General features: G+C 72.5%; 19 protein-coding genes and 2 riboswitches. Of the genes, 7 read left to right on the top strand and 12 right to left on the bottom strand.

Annotation, left to right across the window (positions count from 1 at the left end; genetic code table 11):
* Positions 1-11 precede the first annotated feature (11 nt).
* On the bottom strand, positions 12-1,250 hold the full coding sequence (locus tag MUK52_RS09205) for a cytochrome P450 (RefSeq protein ID WP_284575524.1): 1,239 nt from the start codon (positions 1,248-1,250) through the stop codon (positions 12-14).
* Positions 1,231-1,971 (bottom strand): tRNA-dependent cyclodipeptide synthase, encoded by a 741-nt coding sequence (locus MUK52_RS09200; protein WP_284575522.1) that lies wholly within the window; start codon positions 1,969-1,971, stop codon positions 1,231-1,233. Before MUK52_RS09200 ends, MUK52_RS09205 begins: the two co-directional genes overlap by 20 nt.
* Positions 1,972-2,226: 255 nt before the next feature.
* Between MUK52_RS09200 and MUK52_RS09195 the strand changes: the two genes are divergently transcribed.
* Positions 2,227-2,439: an EF-hand domain-containing protein gene (locus tag MUK52_RS09195; protein WP_114054268.1), complete on the top strand. Its 213-nt coding sequence runs from the start codon at positions 2,227-2,229 to the stop codon at positions 2,437-2,439.
* A 64-nt stretch (positions 2,440-2,503) separates the two neighbouring features.
* On the opposite strand, the gene MUK52_RS09190 is transcribed toward MUK52_RS09195, so the two are convergent.
* The 5 genes from MUK52_RS09190 to MUK52_RS09170 form a co-directional block, all read right to left on the bottom strand.
* On the bottom strand, positions 2,504-3,097 hold the full coding sequence (locus tag MUK52_RS09190) for a PadR family transcriptional regulator (RefSeq protein WP_284575513.1): 594 nt from the start codon (positions 3,095-3,097) through the stop codon (positions 2,504-2,506).
* A gap of 72 nt (positions 3,098-3,169) precedes the next feature.
* Positions 3,170-3,991, bottom strand: coding sequence for an energy-coupling factor ABC transporter ATP-binding protein (locus tag MUK52_RS09185; protein ID WP_284575510.1), 822 nt, complete (start codon positions 3,989-3,991; stop codon positions 3,170-3,172).
* Positions 3,988-4,737 (bottom strand): cobalt ECF transporter T component CbiQ, encoded by a 750-nt coding sequence (cbiQ, locus tag MUK52_RS09180; protein ID WP_114054271.1) that lies wholly within the window; start codon positions 4,735-4,737, stop codon positions 3,988-3,990. Before cbiQ ends, MUK52_RS09185 begins: the two co-directional genes overlap by 4 nt.
* Before the next feature lie 3 nt (positions 4,738-4,740).
* Positions 4,741-5,091 (bottom strand): energy-coupling factor ABC transporter substrate-binding protein, encoded by a 351-nt coding sequence (locus tag MUK52_RS09175; protein ID WP_284575509.1) that lies wholly within the window; start codon positions 5,089-5,091, stop codon positions 4,741-4,743.
* A gap of 5 nt (positions 5,092-5,096) precedes the next feature.
* A complete protein-coding gene (locus MUK52_RS09170) occupies positions 5,097-5,789 on the bottom strand; it encodes an energy-coupling factor ABC transporter permease (RefSeq protein WP_114054272.1) in 693 nt (230 codons plus the stop codon).
* 29 nt (positions 5,790-5,818) lie between these two features.
* A riboswitch (cobalamin riboswitch) is annotated at positions 5,819-6,013 on the bottom strand.
* Positions 6,014-6,309: 296 nt separating this feature from the next.
* Here MUK52_RS09170 and MUK52_RS09165 point away from each other — a divergent pair.
* On the top strand, positions 6,310-7,041 hold the full coding sequence (locus MUK52_RS09165) for a flavodoxin family protein (RefSeq protein WP_114054273.1): 732 nt from the start codon (positions 6,310-6,312) through the stop codon (positions 7,039-7,041).
* 22 nt (positions 7,042-7,063) lie between these two features.
* Here the strand turns inward: MUK52_RS09165 and MUK52_RS09160 are convergent, their stop codons facing one another.
* From MUK52_RS09160 to gcvT, 5 genes are all read right to left on the bottom strand, one after another.
* Complete coding sequence (locus MUK52_RS09160; protein WP_114054274.1) at positions 7,064-7,585, bottom strand: AMIN-like domain-containing (lipo)protein; 522 nt, start codon at positions 7,583-7,585, stop codon at positions 7,064-7,066.
* Between the two features lie 163 nt (positions 7,586-7,748).
* Positions 7,749-9,131 carry an L-serine ammonia-lyase gene (locus tag MUK52_RS09155; RefSeq protein WP_114058485.1) on the bottom strand — a complete coding sequence of 461 codons (1,383 nt, stop codon included), beginning with the start codon at positions 9,129-9,131 and terminating at the stop codon, positions 7,749-7,751.
* 291 nt (positions 9,132-9,422) lie between these two features.
* Entirely contained in the window at positions 9,423-10,679 is a 1,257-nt protein-coding gene (gene glyA, locus MUK52_RS09150; protein WP_114054275.1) for a serine hydroxymethyltransferase, read from the bottom strand.
* A gap of 14 nt (positions 10,680-10,693) precedes the next feature.
* A complete protein-coding gene (gcvH, locus tag MUK52_RS09145) occupies positions 10,694-11,077 on the bottom strand; it encodes a glycine cleavage system protein GcvH (protein WP_114054276.1) in 384 nt (127 codons plus the stop codon).
* Between the two features lie 105 nt (positions 11,078-11,182).
* Positions 11,183-12,298 carry a glycine cleavage system aminomethyltransferase GcvT gene (gene gcvT, locus MUK52_RS09140; protein WP_114054277.1) on the bottom strand — a complete coding sequence of 372 codons (1,116 nt, stop codon included), beginning with the start codon at positions 12,296-12,298 and terminating at the stop codon, positions 11,183-11,185.
* Between the two features lie 182 nt (positions 12,299-12,480).
* Positions 12,481-12,584: riboswitch (glycine riboswitch) on the bottom strand.
* Positions 12,585-12,821: 237 nt separating this feature from the next.
* On the opposite strand from gcvT, the gene MUK52_RS09135 reads away from it, so the two are divergent.
* The 5 genes from MUK52_RS09135 to MUK52_RS09115 all read left to right on the top strand — a co-directional run bounded on the left by MUK52_RS09135 (position 12,822) and on the right by MUK52_RS09115 (position 18,614).
* Entirely contained in the window at positions 12,822-13,505 is a 684-nt protein-coding gene (locus tag MUK52_RS09135; protein ID WP_502963623.1) for an AAA family ATPase, read from the top strand.
* Between the two features lie 84 nt (positions 13,506-13,589).
* Entirely contained in the window at positions 13,590-14,336 is a 747-nt protein-coding gene (locus tag MUK52_RS09130; protein WP_284575507.1) for an enhanced serine sensitivity protein SseB, read from the top strand.
* 83 nt (positions 14,337-14,419) lie between these two features.
* Positions 14,420-15,160, top strand: coding sequence for an enhanced serine sensitivity protein SseB C-terminal domain-containing protein (locus tag MUK52_RS09125; protein WP_114054279.1), 741 nt, complete (start codon positions 14,420-14,422; stop codon positions 15,158-15,160).
* 656 nt (positions 15,161-15,816) lie between these two features.
* Positions 15,817-16,809 (top strand): ABC transporter permease, encoded by a 993-nt coding sequence (locus tag MUK52_RS09120; RefSeq protein WP_114054280.1) that lies wholly within the window; start codon positions 15,817-15,819, stop codon positions 16,807-16,809.
* 41 nt (positions 16,810-16,850) lie between these two features.
* A complete protein-coding gene (locus MUK52_RS09115; RefSeq protein WP_114054281.1) occupies positions 16,851-18,614 on the top strand; it encodes an ABC transporter substrate-binding protein in 1,764 nt (587 codons plus the stop codon).
* Positions 18,615-18,748: the final 134 nt, after the last annotated feature.

Below are 18,748 nucleotides of genomic sequence, written 5' to 3'. Positions count from 1 at the left end.
CCCCGCGCGGATCACCAGGCGACCGGGAGCCGCTCCGGCAGGCGCTTGATGAAGCCGGTGCGCCACACCAGGTTCTCCGCGGGCACGGCGAGCCGCAGCCCGGGCAGCCGCTCCACCAGCACCTCCAGCGCGATCATCGCGTGCACCCGGCCCAGCGCGGAGGCCGGGCAGAAGTGCCGGCCCGCGCCGAACGCGAGGTGGGCGTTGCGGCTCTCGCGCTCCAGGTCCAGCTCCTCCGGCCGGTCGAAGGCCGCCGGGTCGAAGTTGGCCCCTTCGAGGAGGACGAGGACGAGCTCGCCCTCCCTGACGAGGACGTCGCCGACCCGGACGTCGGCGAGCGCGATGCGCGGCAGGCCGTCGCCGACGGACAGGTTCCAGCGCAGCAGCTCGTCCACGGCCACCCCCATCCGCTCGGGATGTCCGCGCAGCCATCCGATGAGCTCCGGCCGCTGGAGCAGCGCCAGTACGGCGAGGACGAGGAACGCGGACGTGGACACGGCGCCGGCGCCGAAGAGGGACACGGCGACGGTCGCGAACATCTCGTCGGTGAGGTGCGCCGACTCCGGGTCGGACTCCTTCAGCTCCGCGAACCGGCCGAGGAGCCCCGTACGCTCCTCGGCGGGCAGGGCGGCCTGCCCCGCCAGCCGGTCGGCGAAGTAGCCGACGTCCTTGTACCAGTTGAGGGCGGAGTCGGCGAACGGCTCGCGCGCGGTCATGAACGCGACGTCCAGCCCGGACATCAGGCGCCGCCAGTCCTCGGACGGCACGCCCAGGATCCGGCAGTGCATGGCCGCCGAGTAGGGGTCGGCGAACGCGGCCCGCAGGTCGGCGGGCGCCCCCTCGGCGGCCATCGCGTCGAGGAGGGCGTGGGCCGTGGCCCGCAGCGCTTCCTGAAGGCCCGCCTGGCGCGGGTTCAGCGACTTCATCACCGCGGCCCGCAGGCCCGCGCTGGTGATGGTGCCCATGTTGTCGACGACCTCGGGCGGGATCGTCAGCGCGTACTGCCGGGGGACGCCGTCGTTCGCCGTGTCCCTCAGGCTGAACCGGTCGTCCTCCAGCACCTGCCTGGCCAGCGCGTAGCTGCTCACCAGCCAGGCCTCGTCGCCCGTCAGGGTGCGGACCCTGGCGACAGGCGCCTTCCCGCGCAGCCGGGCGCACTCCTCGGGGAGGGCGTCGCCGCGGCGCGACAGCGGGAAGTCGAGGAGGGGGGCGGCCTGCTGCCGGCCCGTGTCAGGCTGCCCGCCGCTCATCGGCGCTCCCTTCGGCCGGTGCGCGGTCCGCGGGCTCCGGCCGGACGACGGCGCAGCCCTGGTTGCGGGTCGCGCGCAGGCCCCCGCCGCGCGCGAAGAGGAGGTCGGTGAGCGGCATCCGCACGTGGTAGGCCGCCACGGACGAGGGCACGTCCAGAATGCTCGGCGTGTCCAGGAAGAACGGCAGTTCGGCTGCGAGGTAGTCGAAACAGGCCTGCAACTGGGCGTCCGTCATGGATTCGCCTTCCGGCAGCTTGGGGCCGACGAAATGAACGGCCATCTCCTCGCACCCCTTGCGGAATTCGCCGTCGGTCTCCAGGAAATGCAGGACGCGTCGGTGAAGGAGTCGGTAAACGGAGTTCGACTGGAAGTCGGACAGTGCGCTCACCCGTATGCCCGGATGCGCCCGGACGGATTCCTCCACGCCCTTCAGGACCCGCCGGCGGACGGCCTTGATATCCTTCGAGGCCCGCCTGGCGGCGTGCTCGCGGCTGTACCCGAACGCCGCGAACATGCGGTCCACGTGCAGGTCCGCGTAGACGAAGTCGACCTGTGCGAAACGCGATGAGGCCCAGCGGGCCAGGCTTCCGATGCGGTCGGAGCCGAAGTAGCTGTTTCCGGGGCTGACTCCGATGAGCACATGGTCGCCGTCCTCCCATATGTGCCGGCAGGCGCGGGTGAAGGGGAGGACTTCGAATGATGCGTCGGCTGTGATCGCCACCTGTGATCACCTTTGTTTGCCGCATGTCCCTGGGAGCCCTGCGCTCCTGGTGTGGCGGCAATGCCGGTACGTTATGCGGTGACCCCGGAACGTGACAAGCCCACGTCCGGTTTCCCGGCCGGAATCAGTGATTCCGGGTTACGGCGCGGTAATTGAATTTGTTTCTGCCGGGCGAACGGGACCCGGAGTCCGCAGCCGCCCGGGCCGGCGCTACCCTGAGCCGGTCAGACAGCACCGAGAAGGGGTGGATCCCAAGTGGCGGACATCGAGAGCGCGCGGGCGACGTTCGGCAGGTTCGACGCGGACGGCGACGGCTTCGTGACGGCCGACGAGTTCCGTCAGGCCATGGCCCAGATGGGCGACCCGTTCGTGACGGGCCCGGTCGCGGACGCCGTGATCGCCGCCCGGGACACCGACGCCGACGGCCTGATGAGCTTCGACGAGTTCTGGGCGTCCCTGAACAAGTGAGCCGTGCGCCGTGCCCCCGCCCGCCCCGTCCGGGCAGGCGGGGGCACGGCCGCGTGTACGCCCGTCAGGGCGCGCCCGCCCCGTCGGCGGGCCCCGCGGCATCCGGATCGCCGCCCGGGCGGTCCGCCATGCCGCCGACCTCCTCCAGGGCCTCCTCCAGCCAGCGCAGCCAGAACGTCTCCAGCCCGATGCCGCCGTGCAGCACGAGCCGGCGCAGCCGGTCCTCGTCGGAGTCCCGGCCGGGCGGGAAGTCCCGCTCCTCGATGGCCTCGTAGAGCGCCAGCTGCCGGCGGTGCAGCTCCAGGTGCCGCCGCAGCTCGGCCAGGAGACCGTCCGTCCCCACCACGGCCGCGGCGCGGACGCGCAGCAGCAGCGGGTCGCGGATGGCCTTCGGGTCCTGGCTCCCGCCCACCCAGCGCGCCAGCTCCCCGCTGCCGGCGGGCAGGACCTCGTACGCCTTCCGCTGCCCCCGCACGGGCCCGTCGCCCGGCAGCGCCCGGATGTACCCGGCCTCCTCCAGCCTGCCGAGCTCCCGGTAGATCTGCTGGTGCGTCGCCGACCAGAAGTACCCGATCGACCGGTCGAACCGGCGGGTCAGCTCCAGCCCCGACGAGGGCTTCTCCAGCAGGGCGGTGAGGATCGCGTGCGGCAGGGACATGCCGCCATCCTAGGGAGGCCGGACGGCGGGCAGCGGGGAGCGGCCGCCCGGCACCCCTGCGGCGGCGGGGACTCAGTGCCAGGAGGCCAGCGCCTCCGGCGTCTTCGGGCCGAGGGCGTCCGCCGCCAGCCGGCCGCCGGAGCGCAGGAACGCCGCCACCGCCGGCGCCCAGGCCTGCCGCAGGCCCGCCCCCGCCAGCAGCTCCGGGTCCGACAGCAGCGCCGCCGCCGGACCGAAGCGGATCCCGTCCGGGGTCAGCACCGCGGCGTCGTCCGCCCAGCGCACCGCCAGGTCGACGTCGTGCGTCGCCATCACCACCGTCGTCCCCGCGGCGCGCAGCCCCGCCAGGGCGTCCAGCAGCCGCTCCTGCCCCTCCGGGTCCAGGCCGGCCGTCGGCTCGTCCAGGATCAGCACCCGCGGGGCCATCGCGACCGCCCCGGCGATCGCCGCCCGTTTGCGCTGCCCGTACGACAGCAGGTGCGTCGGCCGGTCCCGCAGCGCGGTGATGCCGAGTGCGGACAGCGCCTCCCCGACGCGTGCCCGCACCTCGGCGGCCGACAGGCCCAGGTTCATCGGGCCGAAGGAGACGTCCTGTTCGACGGAGGCCGCGAACAGCTGGTCGTCCGGGTCCTGGACGACCAGCTGGACCGCCTTGCGCAGGCGGGTCAGGCCCGCCCGGTCGTACGCCACCGGCGTCCCGTCCAGCAGGAGTTCCCCGGAGGCCGGCCGCAGCCCGCCGCTCAGCAGCCGCATCAGCGTGGTCTTGCCGCTGCCGTTGCGGCCCAGCAGGACCAGCGCCCGGCCCTCGGCGATGGAGAAGTCCACGCCGTCCAGCACCGCCGGGCCGTCCTCGTAGGCGTAGCCCGCTCCGGCCAGTTCCACCAACGGGTTCACGAGTACAGCCCCTCCAGGGTGTAGGTCAGCGCGACCAGGCCCGCGATGAGGGCCGCCGAGGCCGCGAGGAAGCGCCGGGACAGGGCGGCCTCGGGAACGAGCACGCGCAGCGCCCCGTCGTACCCGCGCCCGGCGAGGCCGGACTGGAGCCGCGCCGCCCGGTCGAAGGCCCGGACGAACGAGGTCGCTGCGAGCCCGGCCAGCGACCGCCACACCGCGGCCCGGTCCGCGTGCCCCAGCCGGGCCGCCTGGGCCCGCCGGACCTGCGCCAGCGAGTCCAGCAGCAGGAACCCGATGCGGTACATCACGAGCGCCACGTCCACCACGGGCGCCGGCACCCCGGCCCGGACCAGCCGGGGCAGCACGTCCGAGACGGGGGTGGTGAACGCGAACAGCAGGACGCCCAGGGACGCGGCGGACGTGCGCAGCAGCAGTTCGCCCGCGTGCCGCGGCCCGTCCGGTGCGAGCGACACGGGCCCGGCCGCGCCGCCGACCGCGAAGAGCAGCGGCAGCGCACCGGTGAAGCAGAAGCCCAGCGGGATCCGGAAGGCCCGCCACAGCTGCCGCCCGGCGACGCCCGCCGGCCCGAGCAGGACGGCGAGGGTCGCCGCGGCGACCAGGGGCCCGCCGGGCCAGGGCGGAAGGCACACGGCCGTGACCGTCAGCCCGAGCCCCAGCAGGGCCTTCTCCAGGGGGTGCCGGCCGCGCCAGCGGCTGCCGTGCGCAGCCACGTCGATCGGCAGCACCGGCTAGCCCTCCGCGCGCGTGTCGCCCGGGGTGCCCGATGCGATGGCCGCCGCGGCCGCGGCGCCCTGGCGGCGGCCCCTGCGCACCCCGAAGTAGTAGGCGAGGACGCCCGCGCCGAGGGCCGCCTGGAGGGCGAACAGGGCCGACTCGACCTCGCCGGACGGCGGCTCGTACAGCGGGGTGAACCACGGCTCGTAGTCGGGCCTGAGCTCGGTGATCGCCGCTTCGGCCTGGGCGTCGGCGCCGGCGAACGGCTCCTCCCTGCCCTCGCCGAGGCCCAGCGCGAGGGGGAGCACCGCGAGGGCGGCGACCACGAGCAGCAGCAGGGTGTTGATCTTCGCGTTCCGGCTCATGCCCATCACGCCGCCGCCTTCCGGTCGGAGCGGCCGGCGAGCTTGGCGACGCCCAGCCGGACCAGGTCGGACTTGCTGGACTGCATCAGCAGCCGCATCACCAGGACCGTCAGCAGGCCTTCGCTGACCGCCAGCGGGATCTGGGTGACGGCGAAGATGCCGCCGAACTTCGCGAGGGCGCCGGCGACGCCGCTGCCCGGGTCGGGGAAGGCGAGCGCCAGCTGCACGGAGGTGACGCAGTAGGTGACCAGGTCCGCGGTGAAGGCGCCGAAGAACACGGACACCATCAGCGGGGCGCCGGACCGCCGCAGCAGCAGGTAGACCCCGAAGCCCGCCCACGGGCCGGCGATCGCCATGGAGAAGACGTTGGCGCCGAGGGTGGTCAGGCCGCCGTGCGCGAGCAGCAGCGCCTGGAAGAGCAGGGTGATCGTGCCGAGCACCGCCATGATCGGCGGCCGGAACAGGATCGCCCCGAGCCCGGTCCCCGTCGGGTGCGAGCAACTGCCCGTCACAGAGGGGATCTTCAGGGCGGAAAGGACGAAGGTGAAGGCTCCGGACGCGCCCAGGAGCAGGGTGCTCTCCGGGTTCTCCTTCACCTCGCGGGTGAGTGCGCGGACGCCGTGGACGACGAAGGGAGCGGACGCGGCGCCCCAGGCGGCCGCGTGCAGCGGGGGCAGAAACCCCTCGGCTATGTGCATGTGTGGGGAGACCTCTCCAGCACCTCGTGGATGGACAGCACGCCCCGGCCGGTCTCCTGGCTCACGGGTCATGCCGCCCTGGCTCCGCCTTCCCGGGCGGTGCGGATCACCCCGCGCCGCCCAGTGGCTTCCCGCAGGAGTGGAGCCGGACTTCCCGTTCACAGTGGCGAGGGCCGCACCGGTCTTCCACCGGTTTCCCGAACACCAAGGCCCGCTGACCCTAATGGCCCGCACGGACCCGGAACAAGCCGGTGTGGGCGAGCGCACGCCCGAGCCGGATTCCGCTTCCGGGCCGTCCGGCGGCGTACGCGCTCTCCGGGAGCAGCCGGAGCCGCCGTTCCGCCGCGTGTTTCCGCCCTTGCGGCGCCCGTTCGGTCCCCCGGAGAGCCCCCGGCGCACGGCCCGGCGTGATTCCGCCGCCGTGCTCCCACCGGCGTGCGCCGGAGCCGCGGAACGGGCCCGCCCCCCGGACGGGTGCCGTCCGCTGGCGGGGCCGGCGGGGGCCGCGCAGGGTGGAGCCGTGGCCGCCGAACCCGACACCGCGAACCCGTACGACTACTCCGACCTCACCGCCCTCTTCGTCAACTGCACGCTCAAGCGCTCGCCGGAGACCAGCAACACCGAGGGCCTCATCGACCGCAGCCGCGCCGTCATGGAGTCGGCCGGCGCCCGCACCTCGGTCGTCCGCGCCGTCGACCACGACATCGCCACCGGCGTCTGGCCGGACATGACCGAGCACGGCTGGGAGACGGACCAGTGGCCCGTCCTGTACAGCCGGGTCATGGACGCGGACATCCTGGTCCTGTGCGGGCCGATCTGGCTCGGCGACAACAGCTCCGTCATGAAGCAGGTGATCGAGCGCCTCTACGCCTGCTCCTCCCTGCTGAACGAGCACGGCCAGTACGCCTACTACGGCCGGGTCGGCGGGGCGCTCGTCACCGGCAACGAGGACGGCGTCAAGCACTGCGCGATGAACATCCTGTACAGCCTCCAGCACCTCGGCTACGCGATCCCGCCGCAGGCCGACGCCGGCTGGATCGGCGAGGCCGGGCCCGGCCCCTCCTACCTGGACCCGGGATCGGGCGGCCCCGAGAACGACTTCACCAACCGCAACACCGCCTTCATGTCGTGGAACCTCATGCACCTCGCGGCGCTGCTCAAGCGCTCCGGCGGCATCCCGGCCCACGGCAACCAGCGCTCGCTGTGGGACGCCGGCTGCCGCTTCGACTTCCCCAACCCGGAACACCGCTGACGGGCGGCCCGGCCGGTGCCGGTCAGCCGCAGCACACGTTCCGGTGCGCGATGTCGACCACGAACCGGTCGGGCGAGCGGAGCGTGAACGCCTTGTACGAGGGCCTGCTGTCGAAGGCGGCGCCGAAGGTGACGTACCCCTCGAAGTCGCCGGTCATGGCGAGGCCCTTGAGCGCGGGCAGGTTCGTCCGGACCAGCTTGGGCCCGCGGTAGGTGCCCTCGCCGGAGCGCAGGTGCGCCGCGGCGGGGTGCAGCCGGATCTGGAGGAAGTGCTTCCCGGCCAGCGGGACGGGCGCCCCGGAGCCGTCCTGGTGGAGCGCGGGGACGCGGGTGACGTCCGCGTCGGGCACGTACCCCTTCAGGTCGATGACGATCCGGTCGTACGCGCAGTGCCCGGCCCAGCGGGCGCCCACGACGAGCGGGGTGGCCGGGGCCCGGCCGGAGGGGGCCGCGGCCGTGGAGGCCGGTGCGGCGAGGGCGAGGGCGGCGGTGAGCAGGACTCCGGTGGCCAGGGCCGCGGTCCGCCGGCGGCGCAGGTGGTTCATGGCGTCCCCCTGTTCTTTCGAGAGACGGGGACAGGTTGTCGCTCCTGAAGACACGCCGTGCATGCCCATGGTTGCAGCAAAACGCAAAAAAATCGGGCAGAAGGGGTGAACCTGGTGGGGTCCGCCCCTTCTGCCCGCGTCCGCCCGGCTCAGCCGGCCGGTGTCAGCACTCGATGACGTTGACGGCGAGGCCGCCGCGCGCCGTCTCCTTGTACTTGATCTTCATGTCGGCGCCTGTCTCCTTCATGGTCTTGATGACCTTGTCGAGGGAGACCTTGTGGGAGCCGTCGCCGCGCATCGCCATCTTCGCCGCCGTGACGGCCTTCACCGCCGCCATGCCGTTGCGCTCGATGCACGGGATCTGCACCAGGCCGCCGACCGGGTCGCAGGTCAGGCCCAGGTTGTGCTCCATGCCGATCTCGGCCGCGTTCTCCACCTGCTCCGGGGTGCCGCCCAGGACCTCCGCGAGCGCGCCGGCCGCCATGGAGCAGGCCGACCCGACCTCGCCCTGGCAGCCGACCTCGGCGCCCGAGATCGAGGCGTTCTCCTTGAACAGCATGCCGATCGCGCCCGCGGCGAGGAGGAAGCGGACCACGCCGTCCTCGTCCGCGCCGGGCACGAAGTTCACGTAGTAGTGCAGGACGGCCGGCAGGACGCCCGCCGCGCCGTTCGTCGGGGCCGTCACGACGCGGCCGCCCGCCGCGTTCTCCTCGTTGACCGCCATCGCGTAGATCGTCGTCCACTCGCTGCGGTGCATCATCGGGTCGCCCTCGGTGCGCAGCTGCCGCGCCGTGGCCGCGGCCCGGCGCTTGACGCGCAGGCCGCCGGGGAGGATGCCCTCGCGGGACATGCCGCGCGACACACAGGCCTGCATGACCCGCCAGATCTCCAGGAGGCCCTCGCGGATCTCCTCCTCCGTGCGCCAGGCCTTCTCGTTCTCCAGCATCAGGGAGGAGATCGACAGGCCGGTCTCCTTGGCGAGGCGCAGCATCTCGTCGCCCGAGCGGAAGGGGTACTTCAGCACGGTGTCGTCGAGCTTGATCCGGTCCTCGCCGACCGCGTCCTCGTCGACCACGAAGCCGCCGCCGACCGAGTAGTACGTCTTCTCCAGCAGCGGCGTGCCGGCGGCGTCGTACGCGAAGAGGGTCATGCCGTTCGCGTGGTACGGCAGGGAGCGGCGGCGGTGCAGGACGAGCTGGTTCGGCTCGTCGAAGGCGATCTCGTGCGCGCTCCCTATCTCCGTGCCCAGCAGGCGCAGCCGGCCCGTGCTGCGGATGCGCTCCACCTCGTCGTCGGCGGTCTCGACGTCCACGGTCCGCGGGGAGTGGCCCTCCAGGCCCAGCAGCACCGCCTTGGGCGTGCCGTGGCCGTGGCCGGTCGCGCCGAGCGAGCCGTACAGCTCCGCGCGGACGGACGCGGTCTGGGCGAGCAGGCCGTCCTTCTTCAGCCGGTTGACGAACATGCGGGCGGCGCGCATCGGGCCGACGGTGTGCGAGCTGGACGGACCGATGCCGATCGAGAAGAGATCGAAGACGGAAATGGCCACGGTGGCGGACTCCAGGGTCACCCCCGCGGTGGCGGGGAGCGAACCGCCGCGTCGCTCTCGCAGCGGGGGCGAGGCGGCCGGCGGAGGGGGCGGACTTTGCAGGGATTGCGGGCAAAGATCGCCTCGTGGGCGCCCTTGCCCGGTTAATCAGCGTACGTCAGGTCGTGAGGGGGCCGGTGACGCCGGCCTGTACGGCGGCTTGCGGGCCGGTGGCGCGCCGCGCCGCCGGCCCCGGCCATGGGAAAGGCCCGGCCCTGTGGGACACAAGGCCGGGCCTTTGGAGCCGCGGCCTTACAGCGACGGGTACAGCGGGTGCTTCGCGGCGAGCGCCGAGACGCGCGCCTTGAGGGCCTCGCCGTCGTAGGACGGCTTCAGGGCCTCGGCGATGACGTCGGCGACCTCGGTGAAGTCCTCGGCGCCGAAACCGCGGGTGGCCAGGGCCGGCGTGCCGATCCGCAGGCCCGAGGTGACCATCGGGGGCCGCGGGTCGTTCGGGATGGCGTTGCGGTTGACGGTGATGCCGATCTCGTGGAGGCGGTCCTCGGCCTGCTGGCCGTCCAGCTCCGAGTTGCGCAGGTCCACCAGGACCAGGTGCACGTCGGTGCCGCCGGAGAGGACGTCCACGCCGACGGCCTTGACGTCGTCCTGCACCAGGCGCTCGGCGATGATCTTCGCGCCGGCCAGGGTGCGCTCCTGGCGCTCCTTGAACTCGGGCGAGGCCGCCACCTTGAAGGAGACCGCCTTGGCGGCGATCACGTGCTCCAGCGGGCCGCCCTGCTGGCCGGGGAAGACCGCGGAGTTGATCTTCTTGGCCAGTTCCTGCGTCGACAGGATGACACCGCCGCGCGGACCGCCGAGGGTCTTGTGCGTGGTGGTGGTGACGACGTGGGCGTGCGGCACCGGGTTCGGGTGCAGGCCCGCGGCGACCAGGCCGGCGAAGTGCGCCATGTCGACCATCAGGTACGCGCCGACCTCGTCCGCGATGCGGCGGAAGGCGGCGAAGTCCAGCTGGCGCGGGTACGCGGACCAGCCGGCGACGATCAGCTGCGGCTTGGACTCCTTGGCGAGGCGCTCGACCTCGGCCATGTCGACCTGGCCGTCCTCGCCGACGTGGTACGGGACCACGTTGTAGAGCTTGCCGGAGAAGTTGATCTTCATGCCGTGGGTCAGGTGACCGCCGTGGGCCAGGTTCAGGCCCATGATCGTGTCGCCCGGCTTCAGCAGCGCGAACATCGCGGCGGCGTTGGCCTGCGCACCGGAGTGCGGCTGGACGTTCGCGGCCTCGGCGCCGAAGAGCGCCTTGATCCGGTCGATGGCGATCTGCTCGACGACGTCGACGTGCTCGCAGCCGCCGTAGTAGCGGCGGCCCGGGTAGCCCTCGGCGTACTTGTTGGTCAGGACCGAGCCCTGGGCCTCCATGACGGCGACCGGAGCGAAGTTCTCCGACGCGATCATCTCCAGGGTGGACTGCTGGCGTGCGAGCTCGGCGTCGACGGCGGCGGCGACGTCGGGGTCGAGCTCGTGGAGCGGGGTGTTCAGAACGGACATCTTCGGTCCCTGGTTCAGTTGCCGGAAAGGGTGAGCTGCTCGTACTCGGCGGCGGAGAGCAGGTCCTCCGGCTCCTCCGACACGCGCACCTTGAAGAGCCACCCGCCCTCGAAGGGGGCGCTGTTGACGAGCGACGGGTCGTCCACGACGTCCTGGTTGGCCTCGACGACCTCGCCCGTGACGGGGGAGTACAGGTCGCTGACCGACTTGGTCGACTCCAGCTCGCCGCAGGTCTCGCCCGCGGTCACGGTGTCGCCGACGGCGGGGAGCTGGGCGTAGACGACGTCACCGAGCGCGTTGGCCGCGAACGCGGTGATGCCGACCGTCGCGACGCCGTCCTCGGCGGCCGACAGCCACTCGTGCTCCTTGCTGTAACGCAGCTGCTGGGGGTTGCTCATGGCCTGATTCTCCTGGATGCGGGGGAGTGCGGACGAACGGTTGTCTTGCCTGTCGAGACTCGGCCCGGCAGGCGGGAGCGTGCGGGCGTGCCGACGCGTCGGGGTCTACTTCTGCCGCTTGTAGAAGGGCAGGGCGACGACCTCGTACGGCTCATGGGTACCGCGGATGTCCACGCCGACGCCGGAGGCGCCCGGCTCGGCGTGTGCCGCGTCGACGTACGCCATGGCGATCGGCTTGCCGAGAGTCGGGGACGGGGCGCCGGAGGTGACCTCGCCGACCACCTGGCCGCCGGCCACGACGGGGAACCCGGCGCGCGGGACCCGGCGGCCCTCGGCGACCAGGCCGACCAGCTTGCGCGGCGGGTTCGAGGCGGAGCGCTCGGCAGCGGCCTCCAGGGCGGCGCGGCCCACGAAGTCGCCCTCCTTCTCGAACTTCACGACCCGGCCCAGGCCCGCGTCGAACGGGGTCAGGGAGGTGGTCAGCTCGTGCCCGTACAGCGGCATGCCCGCCTCCAGGCGCAGCGTGTCGCGGCAGGACAGGCCGCACGGCACCAGGCCGCGGCCCTCGCCGGCCTTGCTCAGCGCCTGCCACAGCTCCACGGCGTGCGCGGGGGAGACGAAGAGCTCGAAGCCGTCCTCGCCGGTGTAGCCGGTGCGGGCGATCAGCGCGGGGACGCCCGCGACCGTGCCCGGCAGGCCGGCGTAGTACTTCAGGCCGTCCAGGTCGGCGTCCGTCAGCGAGGCCAGGATGGCGGGCGACTCCGGCCCCTGCACCGCGATCAGCGCGTACGCGTCGCGGTCGTCGCGGACCTCGGTGTCGAAGCCGGCCGCGCGCTCGGTGAGGGCGTCCAGGACGACCTGGGCGTTCGAGGCGTTGGCGACGACCATGTACTCGGTCTCGCCGAGGCGGTAGACGATCAGGTCGTCGAGGATCCCGCCGTCCTCCCGGCAGATGTGCGTGTAGCGGGCGCGGCCGACGCCGACGGTGGAGATGTTGCCCACCAGGGCGTAGTCGAGGGCCTTGACGGCCTCCGGCCCGGTCAGGGTGATCTCGCCCATGTGGGAGAGGTCGAACAGGCCGGCCTTCGTGCGCACGGCGTTGTGCTCGTCGCGCTCGCTGCCGTACCGCAGGGGCATGTCCCAGCCGGCGAAGTCGGTCATGGTCGCACCGAGCGAGCGGTGCAGCGCATCGAGCGCGGTCAGGCGGGGGGCATTGCTCATGGGTGTGGCTCCCGGGTCCCAGGGCATGACATGACGAGGACGTTCCTCCCCATCTGTCATCGGAACCTGAGAGGTTCGCCGAGAGTTCCCGGGAGCGGGATCACCGACTTGCACCTTGGGTGGAGCACCCCCCGGCTCCGTCGCGGGGGACGGGCGGGGCGCGGCTCGCTTTTCAGATCTGCCTCATCCACGCGGTACGGGGCCTGAGAGATTCAAGGGAGGTACTTGCTCCTTCGGCGCCCGGGCACGGCCTCGCGGCCTGCCGGGACTCTCCCGCGCGGATTCAAGCGGCCGGTATGCAGTTGGTCCAGATGGCGCACATCATTGCACGAGGTGCCGGAGAACGGGTGCGCGGGCCCGAAAGACCGTTCCATCCGCCAAAGGCCGGAGGGGCGGGGCGGGGCGGGGGCCGGCGCGGGCGGGCGTCCGCCGGGCGGACGCGCCGACGCAAACCCGGGACGCCGTATTACCGTCCCTTTACATTGGGTGGGAATGGGTCCCGGTGACCCGTGCGGGGGAGGCGATCGGTGTGCGGAGGTTCGGAGTGCTGGCCACGGCGGGTACGGCGGAGGGGGTGCCGGCCCGGCCGGCGGCGGGAGCGTGCCGCGGGTCCGTGCGCGACCTGCGCGGCACCGGCGGGAGCGGCCCCGAGCGGCTCGGCTTCGCCGAGGGGGACGTCGTCGTGGTCTCGGGCCTGCCCGGCGGCGGGAAGAGCACGCTGATCAAGCGCGCCGCCGAAGGCCTCGGCATCGACTCGCAGGACGTGCGCGAGCGCTGGGAGCGCCGCATGCCCCGCGCCCTGCCGTACGCCGCCTACCGGCCGCTGGTGCGGATCGCCCACTACTGGGGGATGTGGCAGGCCCTGCGCTCCGGCGCCTCCGTCGTCGTCCACGACTGCGGGACGCAGGCCTGGGTGCGCGGGCTGCTCGCCGCGGCCGCCCGGCGCCGCGGCCGGGCCCTGCACCTGGTGCTCCTCGTGGCCACCCCCGAGGAGGCCCTGGCCGGGCAGCAGGCGCGCGGCCGCGGCGTGTCGGCGTACGCCTTCTCCCGCCACCGGGCCGCCGTCGACCGCCTGCTCCGGGCCGCCGAGACCGGGCCGCTGCCCGCCGGCTGCGCGTCGGTGGTCCTCCTGGACCGGCCCGCGGCCGCCCGGCTGACCCGTATAGCCTTCCGGCCGGCGCCCCCGGCCGTCCGGCCGGCTGCCTGACCGGCCGCGGGGGCCCGGACCGCGCGTGGCCGCGCGGGCGGCTACCCTCGGGCGCGGAACACGGCGCGACGAGCGGAGGCGGACATGGGCGGGGACGGCGGCTGGCCGGAGAACGAGCTGGAGCAGGTGCTCGGCGCCGCCCTCGGCGCGCCGGACGCGGGCCCGCGGATCGTCGAGGTCCTCGGCCGCAGCTCCGTCTGGGTGCCGCTGCCCGCCGGAGGCGGCCCCGACAGCGCCTCCCTCGCGCTGCCCACCATGGACATCGGCGGGGCGGCGTACGTCCCCGTCTACAGCTCCGCGTCGCAGTTCCGCGCCTGCGTGGGCACCGCCATGGACTTCGCGGTGGCCCCCGCTGCCGAGTTCGCCCGCGGCCTCCCTCCCCAGCTCGGCATCGCCGTCAACCCGGAGGGCGCCGTCGGCGTCCCCCTGCCCCCGCCCGCCGTCGCCGCCCTGTGCCGCGCCGGCCGCACCGAGCTCGACGGGCCCGCCTCCGGCGCCCGCGTCCGCCTCTACGAGCCCGACTGGCAGGAGGACCCGGTGGACCTCCTGGCCGCGGCCTCCGAGGAGTTCCGCGCCACCGGCGCCGTGGCCGCCGCGTACCGCTGCCTGGCCAGCGTCGAGGGCGGCGCGCCCGAGCTCTACATCGCGGTCCGGCTCGTCGGAGCGGACCCCGGCCTGCGGGCCGTCCCCCTGGAGGCCCTCGGCCGGGCCCTGGGCCGCGTCCCGGCGCCCTGGCCCGTCCAGTTGGTGCTGCTCGACGCCCCCGAGGCCGCCGGCGACCCCGTCGCCGACCACATCGTTACGCGCGTACGCCCCTTCTACGTCCCCTAGCGCCGCTTAAGCTGGTGACATCTCCTGGCCGCACGAGTGGCCTGGACAGCGGGTCTACGCGGGCGGACGAGGAGGGGGTACCGGTGAGTGCGTCAGGCACGGCCGCGGCCGGGCAGGTCGAGCACGTGATGCGCCAAGTGACTCCCGGGCGCTACGAGAGCTACGAGTCACTTCTGCACGCCCTCGCCGAGGGCCGGCTGTGGATGCTGCTCTGGCAGGGCTCTCCAGGCTCCCCGGACGCCCAGTACGGCGGCATGGAGCTGGAGGGCCTCGGCTACGCCCCGTGCGTCACCTCGCCCCGGGAACTGGCCGCCAGCGGCTGGAACCGGGGCTACGAGGTCGTCACCGGCCGGGACATCGCCCGCGCCCTCTACCCCGACCGGTGGGGGCTCTGGCTCAACCCGCACGCCCAGGGAGGCGGCCTCGGCATCCCCTGGGCCGACCTGCGCCGGATCGCCACCGGACTGGACCGGATGCCGGCCGGCCCGCTGCGGCTGTCCGAGCCGGCCCTGGAGCTCCCGCAGTTCTACGGGCTGCTGACCCAGCACGCGCACCGCACCCCGGCCGTGCGGTCGCTGCGCCGCGCCTGGGTGCAGCCCGCGCTGGGCTCGCCCTACCTCGCGGTCGGCCTCGACCTGTACGACGCGTCCGCGCCCGCGCTGGAGTCCGTACGGGAGATGATGCGCCAGTCCGTGGGGGCGGTGCCCGAGGGGGTGCCGGTCTGCACGGTGGCGCTCGCCGACGAGCACGACCCCGTCGCGATGTGGCTCCGGTCGCAGACGCGCCCGTTCTACGACCGCGAGGGGCAGGCCCCGGCCTACTGAGAACCGGCCACAAGGGCCCCGTCCGATCCGTGGACGCACCTGCCGCGCGACCTCTCCGGGCCGCGGGGAGCACCGGCTTCGCAGCCGCTCCCCGCGGCCTTCGCCTTGTCCGGATTTCGCTGCCCTTGAACACCCAAAAGGCGTGCTCCTGAGGCCCCTTGGGCACCATGTCCGCATGCGTACCGAACGGACGGTGTTGCTCCGCTGAGCCGACACCGGAGTCCGGATAACGGGAATCGGACCCTCACATCACGGTTGCGCATCCATTCATCTGCGGGTCTGGCGGCTGATCGACGCGCCGATGAAGACTCCCCACCCAAGAGCCGCTCCGCCCCCGGGAAGGACCCGGCTCACCTGCACACCGCTCGCCGCTCCGCCCTGCTTTCCGCACGCACCGCACCGAGCACAGCACCACCCGCACGTCCAGCACTTCTGCACCTCCCGCACCGCTGCACGTCCCGTGCGTCCCGCACACCCCGCACTGCCGCACGTCCCGCACTGTCGCACGTCCTGCACGTCCCGCACCGCGCACGTCCCGCACTCCGGCACGCCCCTGCTGCGTGCCGCGACGCAACTCCAGCGCCACTCCGCACCAACGCCGCCACAGCGGCGGGCATGGGCCGGCGACCCGCCGGCCGAGAGGGGTCCCCACCACGATGACGGCACCACTGCATGACACGAGCGCGGAAACCCCCGCACCCGTGTCCGTAGCCGATGTCCCGGCGAAGGCCATCGAGGGCCGTTCGCCCGGCCGTATCGCCTGGATGCGGCTCAAGCGCGACAAGGTCGCGCTGACCGGCGGCATGGTCGTGATCCTCCTGATCCTGGTGGCGGTGTTCGCGCCGCAGATCGTGAGCGTGCTGGGCCACCCGCCCAACGAGTTCCACGAGGACCTGATCGACCCGGACCTCGGCACGCCGATCGGCTCCTTCGGCGGCATCAGCTCCGAGCACCTGCTCGGCGTCGAACCGACCAACGGGCGCGACGTGTTCAGCCGGATCGTCTACGGCGCCCGCATCTCCCTGGTCGTCGCCTTCCTCGCCGCCTTCGTCTCCGTCGCCATCGGCAGCTTCCTCGGCGCCCTGGCCGGCTTCCTCGGCGGCTGGGTCGACGGCCTGATCAGCCGCACGATGGACCTGCTGCTGGCCTTCCCGCAGCTGCTGTTCACCATCGCCCTGGTCTCCGTCGTCCCCAACTCCCTCTGGGGATTCGAGGGTTCCGGCGTCCGCATGGGCGTGCTGATCGTCGTCATCGGCTTCTTCGGGTGGCCCTACATCGGCCGCATCGTCCGCGGCCAGACGATCTCCCTGCGCGAGCGCGAGTACGTCGAGGCGGCCCGCAGCCTCGGGGCCGGCCGCGGCTACATCCTGGTCAAGGAGCTGCTGCCGAACCTGGTCGCCCCGATCCTCGTCTACGCGACGCTGATCATCCCGACCAACATCCTGACGGAAGCGGCCCTCAGCTTCCTCGGCGCCGGCGTCAAGCCGCCGACCGCCTCCTGGGGAAAGATGCTCTCCGACGCCGTCCCCATCTACCAGGACGACCCCATGTACATGGTGGTCCCCGGCATGACGATCTTCATCACCGTCCTGGCGTTCAACCTCTTCGGGGACGGGCTGCGCGACGCACTCGACCCCAAGGGCAGCTGAACCGCTTCACCGATTCACCCACCACTGGAGGTTGGACCACCGTGATCCGCAGAAAGCAGGCACTCGCGATCACCGCCGTGATCGCCGCCCTGTCGCTGACCGCCGCGTGCGGCGGCGGCGACGGCGAGAAGAAGTCCGAGGCGAAGGGCGCCGGCGGCGCCGCCTTCAACGCCGCCACCACCGGCGTGGTCAACCCGTCCACCGAAAAGGGCGGCGAGCTCAAGCTCTGGTCGCCGCAGGACGTCGACTACCTCGACCCGGCGCGTGCCTACTACGGCTTCGTGTGGAACATGCAGCGCCTCTACATCCGCCAGCTGCTCGCGTACGACAGCAAGCCGGGCGAGGCGGGCACGAAGCTCGTCCCGGACCTCGCGGAGGCCCTCCCGGTCATCAGCAACGAGGGCAAGACGTACACCCTCAAGCTGAAGGACGGCGTGAAGTTCGAGGACGGCACGCCGATCACCTCGAAGGACATCAAGTACGGCATCGAGCGCGTCTTCGCGCAGGACGTGCTGTCCGGCGGCCCGACCTACCTGATGGACATCCTGGACCAGGGCCAGAAGTACCCCGGCCCGTACAAGGACACCGACCCCGGGAAGATGGGCCTGAAGTCCGTGCAGACGCCGGACGACAAGACGATCGTCTTCAACCTGGCGAGCGCCAACTCCGACTTCAGCTACCTGCTGGCCATGCCGGCCTCGTCGCCGGTCCCGATGGCCAAGGACACCGGCGCCACGTACACGAACAAGCCGGTCTCCACCGGCCCGTACAAGGTCGAGAGCTTCACCGCCGGCAAGGGCGCCACCTTCGTCCGCAACGAGAACTGGGACCCGAAGACGGACACCATCCGCACGGGCCTGCCGGACAAGGTCACCTTCACGGTGACGACCAACCCGGACGACATGGACGCCCGCCTGCTCTCCGGCGACATCGACCTCGCGGTCGACGGCACCGGCCTCCAGCAGGCCGCGAAGAACAAGGTCCTGAAGGACCCGAACCTCAAGAAGAACGCGGACAATCCCTTCACCGGGTACATCCGCTACTTCGCCTTCGCGCAGTCGGTCGCGCCGCTCGACAACATCGACTGCCGCAAGGCCGTCATCTACGCGGCCGACCCGAAGTCGCTGCAGACCGCCCGCGGCGGCCCGACCAGCGGTGACCTCGGCGCCAACATGCTGCCCCCCGGTGTGCCCGGCTCCGACAAGAGCTACGACCCCTTCGGCCTGACCAAGGGCCAGCCGCAGGAGGACAAGGCCAAGGAGGCCCTCAAGGCCTGCGGCAAGCCCGACGGCTTCGAGACCACGATCGCGGTACGCAACAACCGCGCCCCCGAGGTGAAGACGGCCGAGTCCCTCCAGGCCTCGCTCGCCAAGGTCGGCATCAAGGCCACCATCGACCAGTACGACGGCAAGCTCTCCTCCTCCACCGTCGGCTCGCCCGAGAACGTGAAGAAGAAGAACTACGGCATCATCGTCATGGGCTGGGGCGCCGACTACAACTCCGGCTCGGGCTTCCTCCAGCCGCTCGTCGACGGCTCGTTCATCAAGCCCAACGGCAACCACAACTACGCGGAGCTGAACGACCCGGAGATCAACGGGCTGTTCGACAAGGCCGCCGACGCCGCGTCGCCCGAGGCCGCCGCGCCGCTCTACACCGAGATCAACAAGAAGGTCATGGAGAAGGCGCTCTACCTTCCCATCAACTTCGACAAGGCCTTCGTCTACCACAACCCCCGTCTGACGAACGTCTACTTCAACGACTCCATGGGCAAGATCGACCTCGCCGTGATCGGCGTCGGCAAGTAGCCACCGGGCGAGTCGCCACGTAACAACAGGCAAGTGCCTTCACCGCACATGCGCTAGTCCGAAGGGCAGGTGAAGGCCGCAGGCGGCGGCTGCCGTCCCCACGAGGGGCGGCGGCCGCCCGCCCCGGCGGCCGA

This window comes from Streptomyces sp. 2P-4 (assembly GCF_030167965.1).
Classification (GTDB): Bacteria; Actinomycetota; Actinomycetes; order Streptomycetales; family Streptomycetaceae; genus Streptomyces; species Streptomyces globosus_A.
Note: the sequence above shows the minus strand (reverse complement) of the source record. Positions and strands in the feature narration are given on the sequence as shown.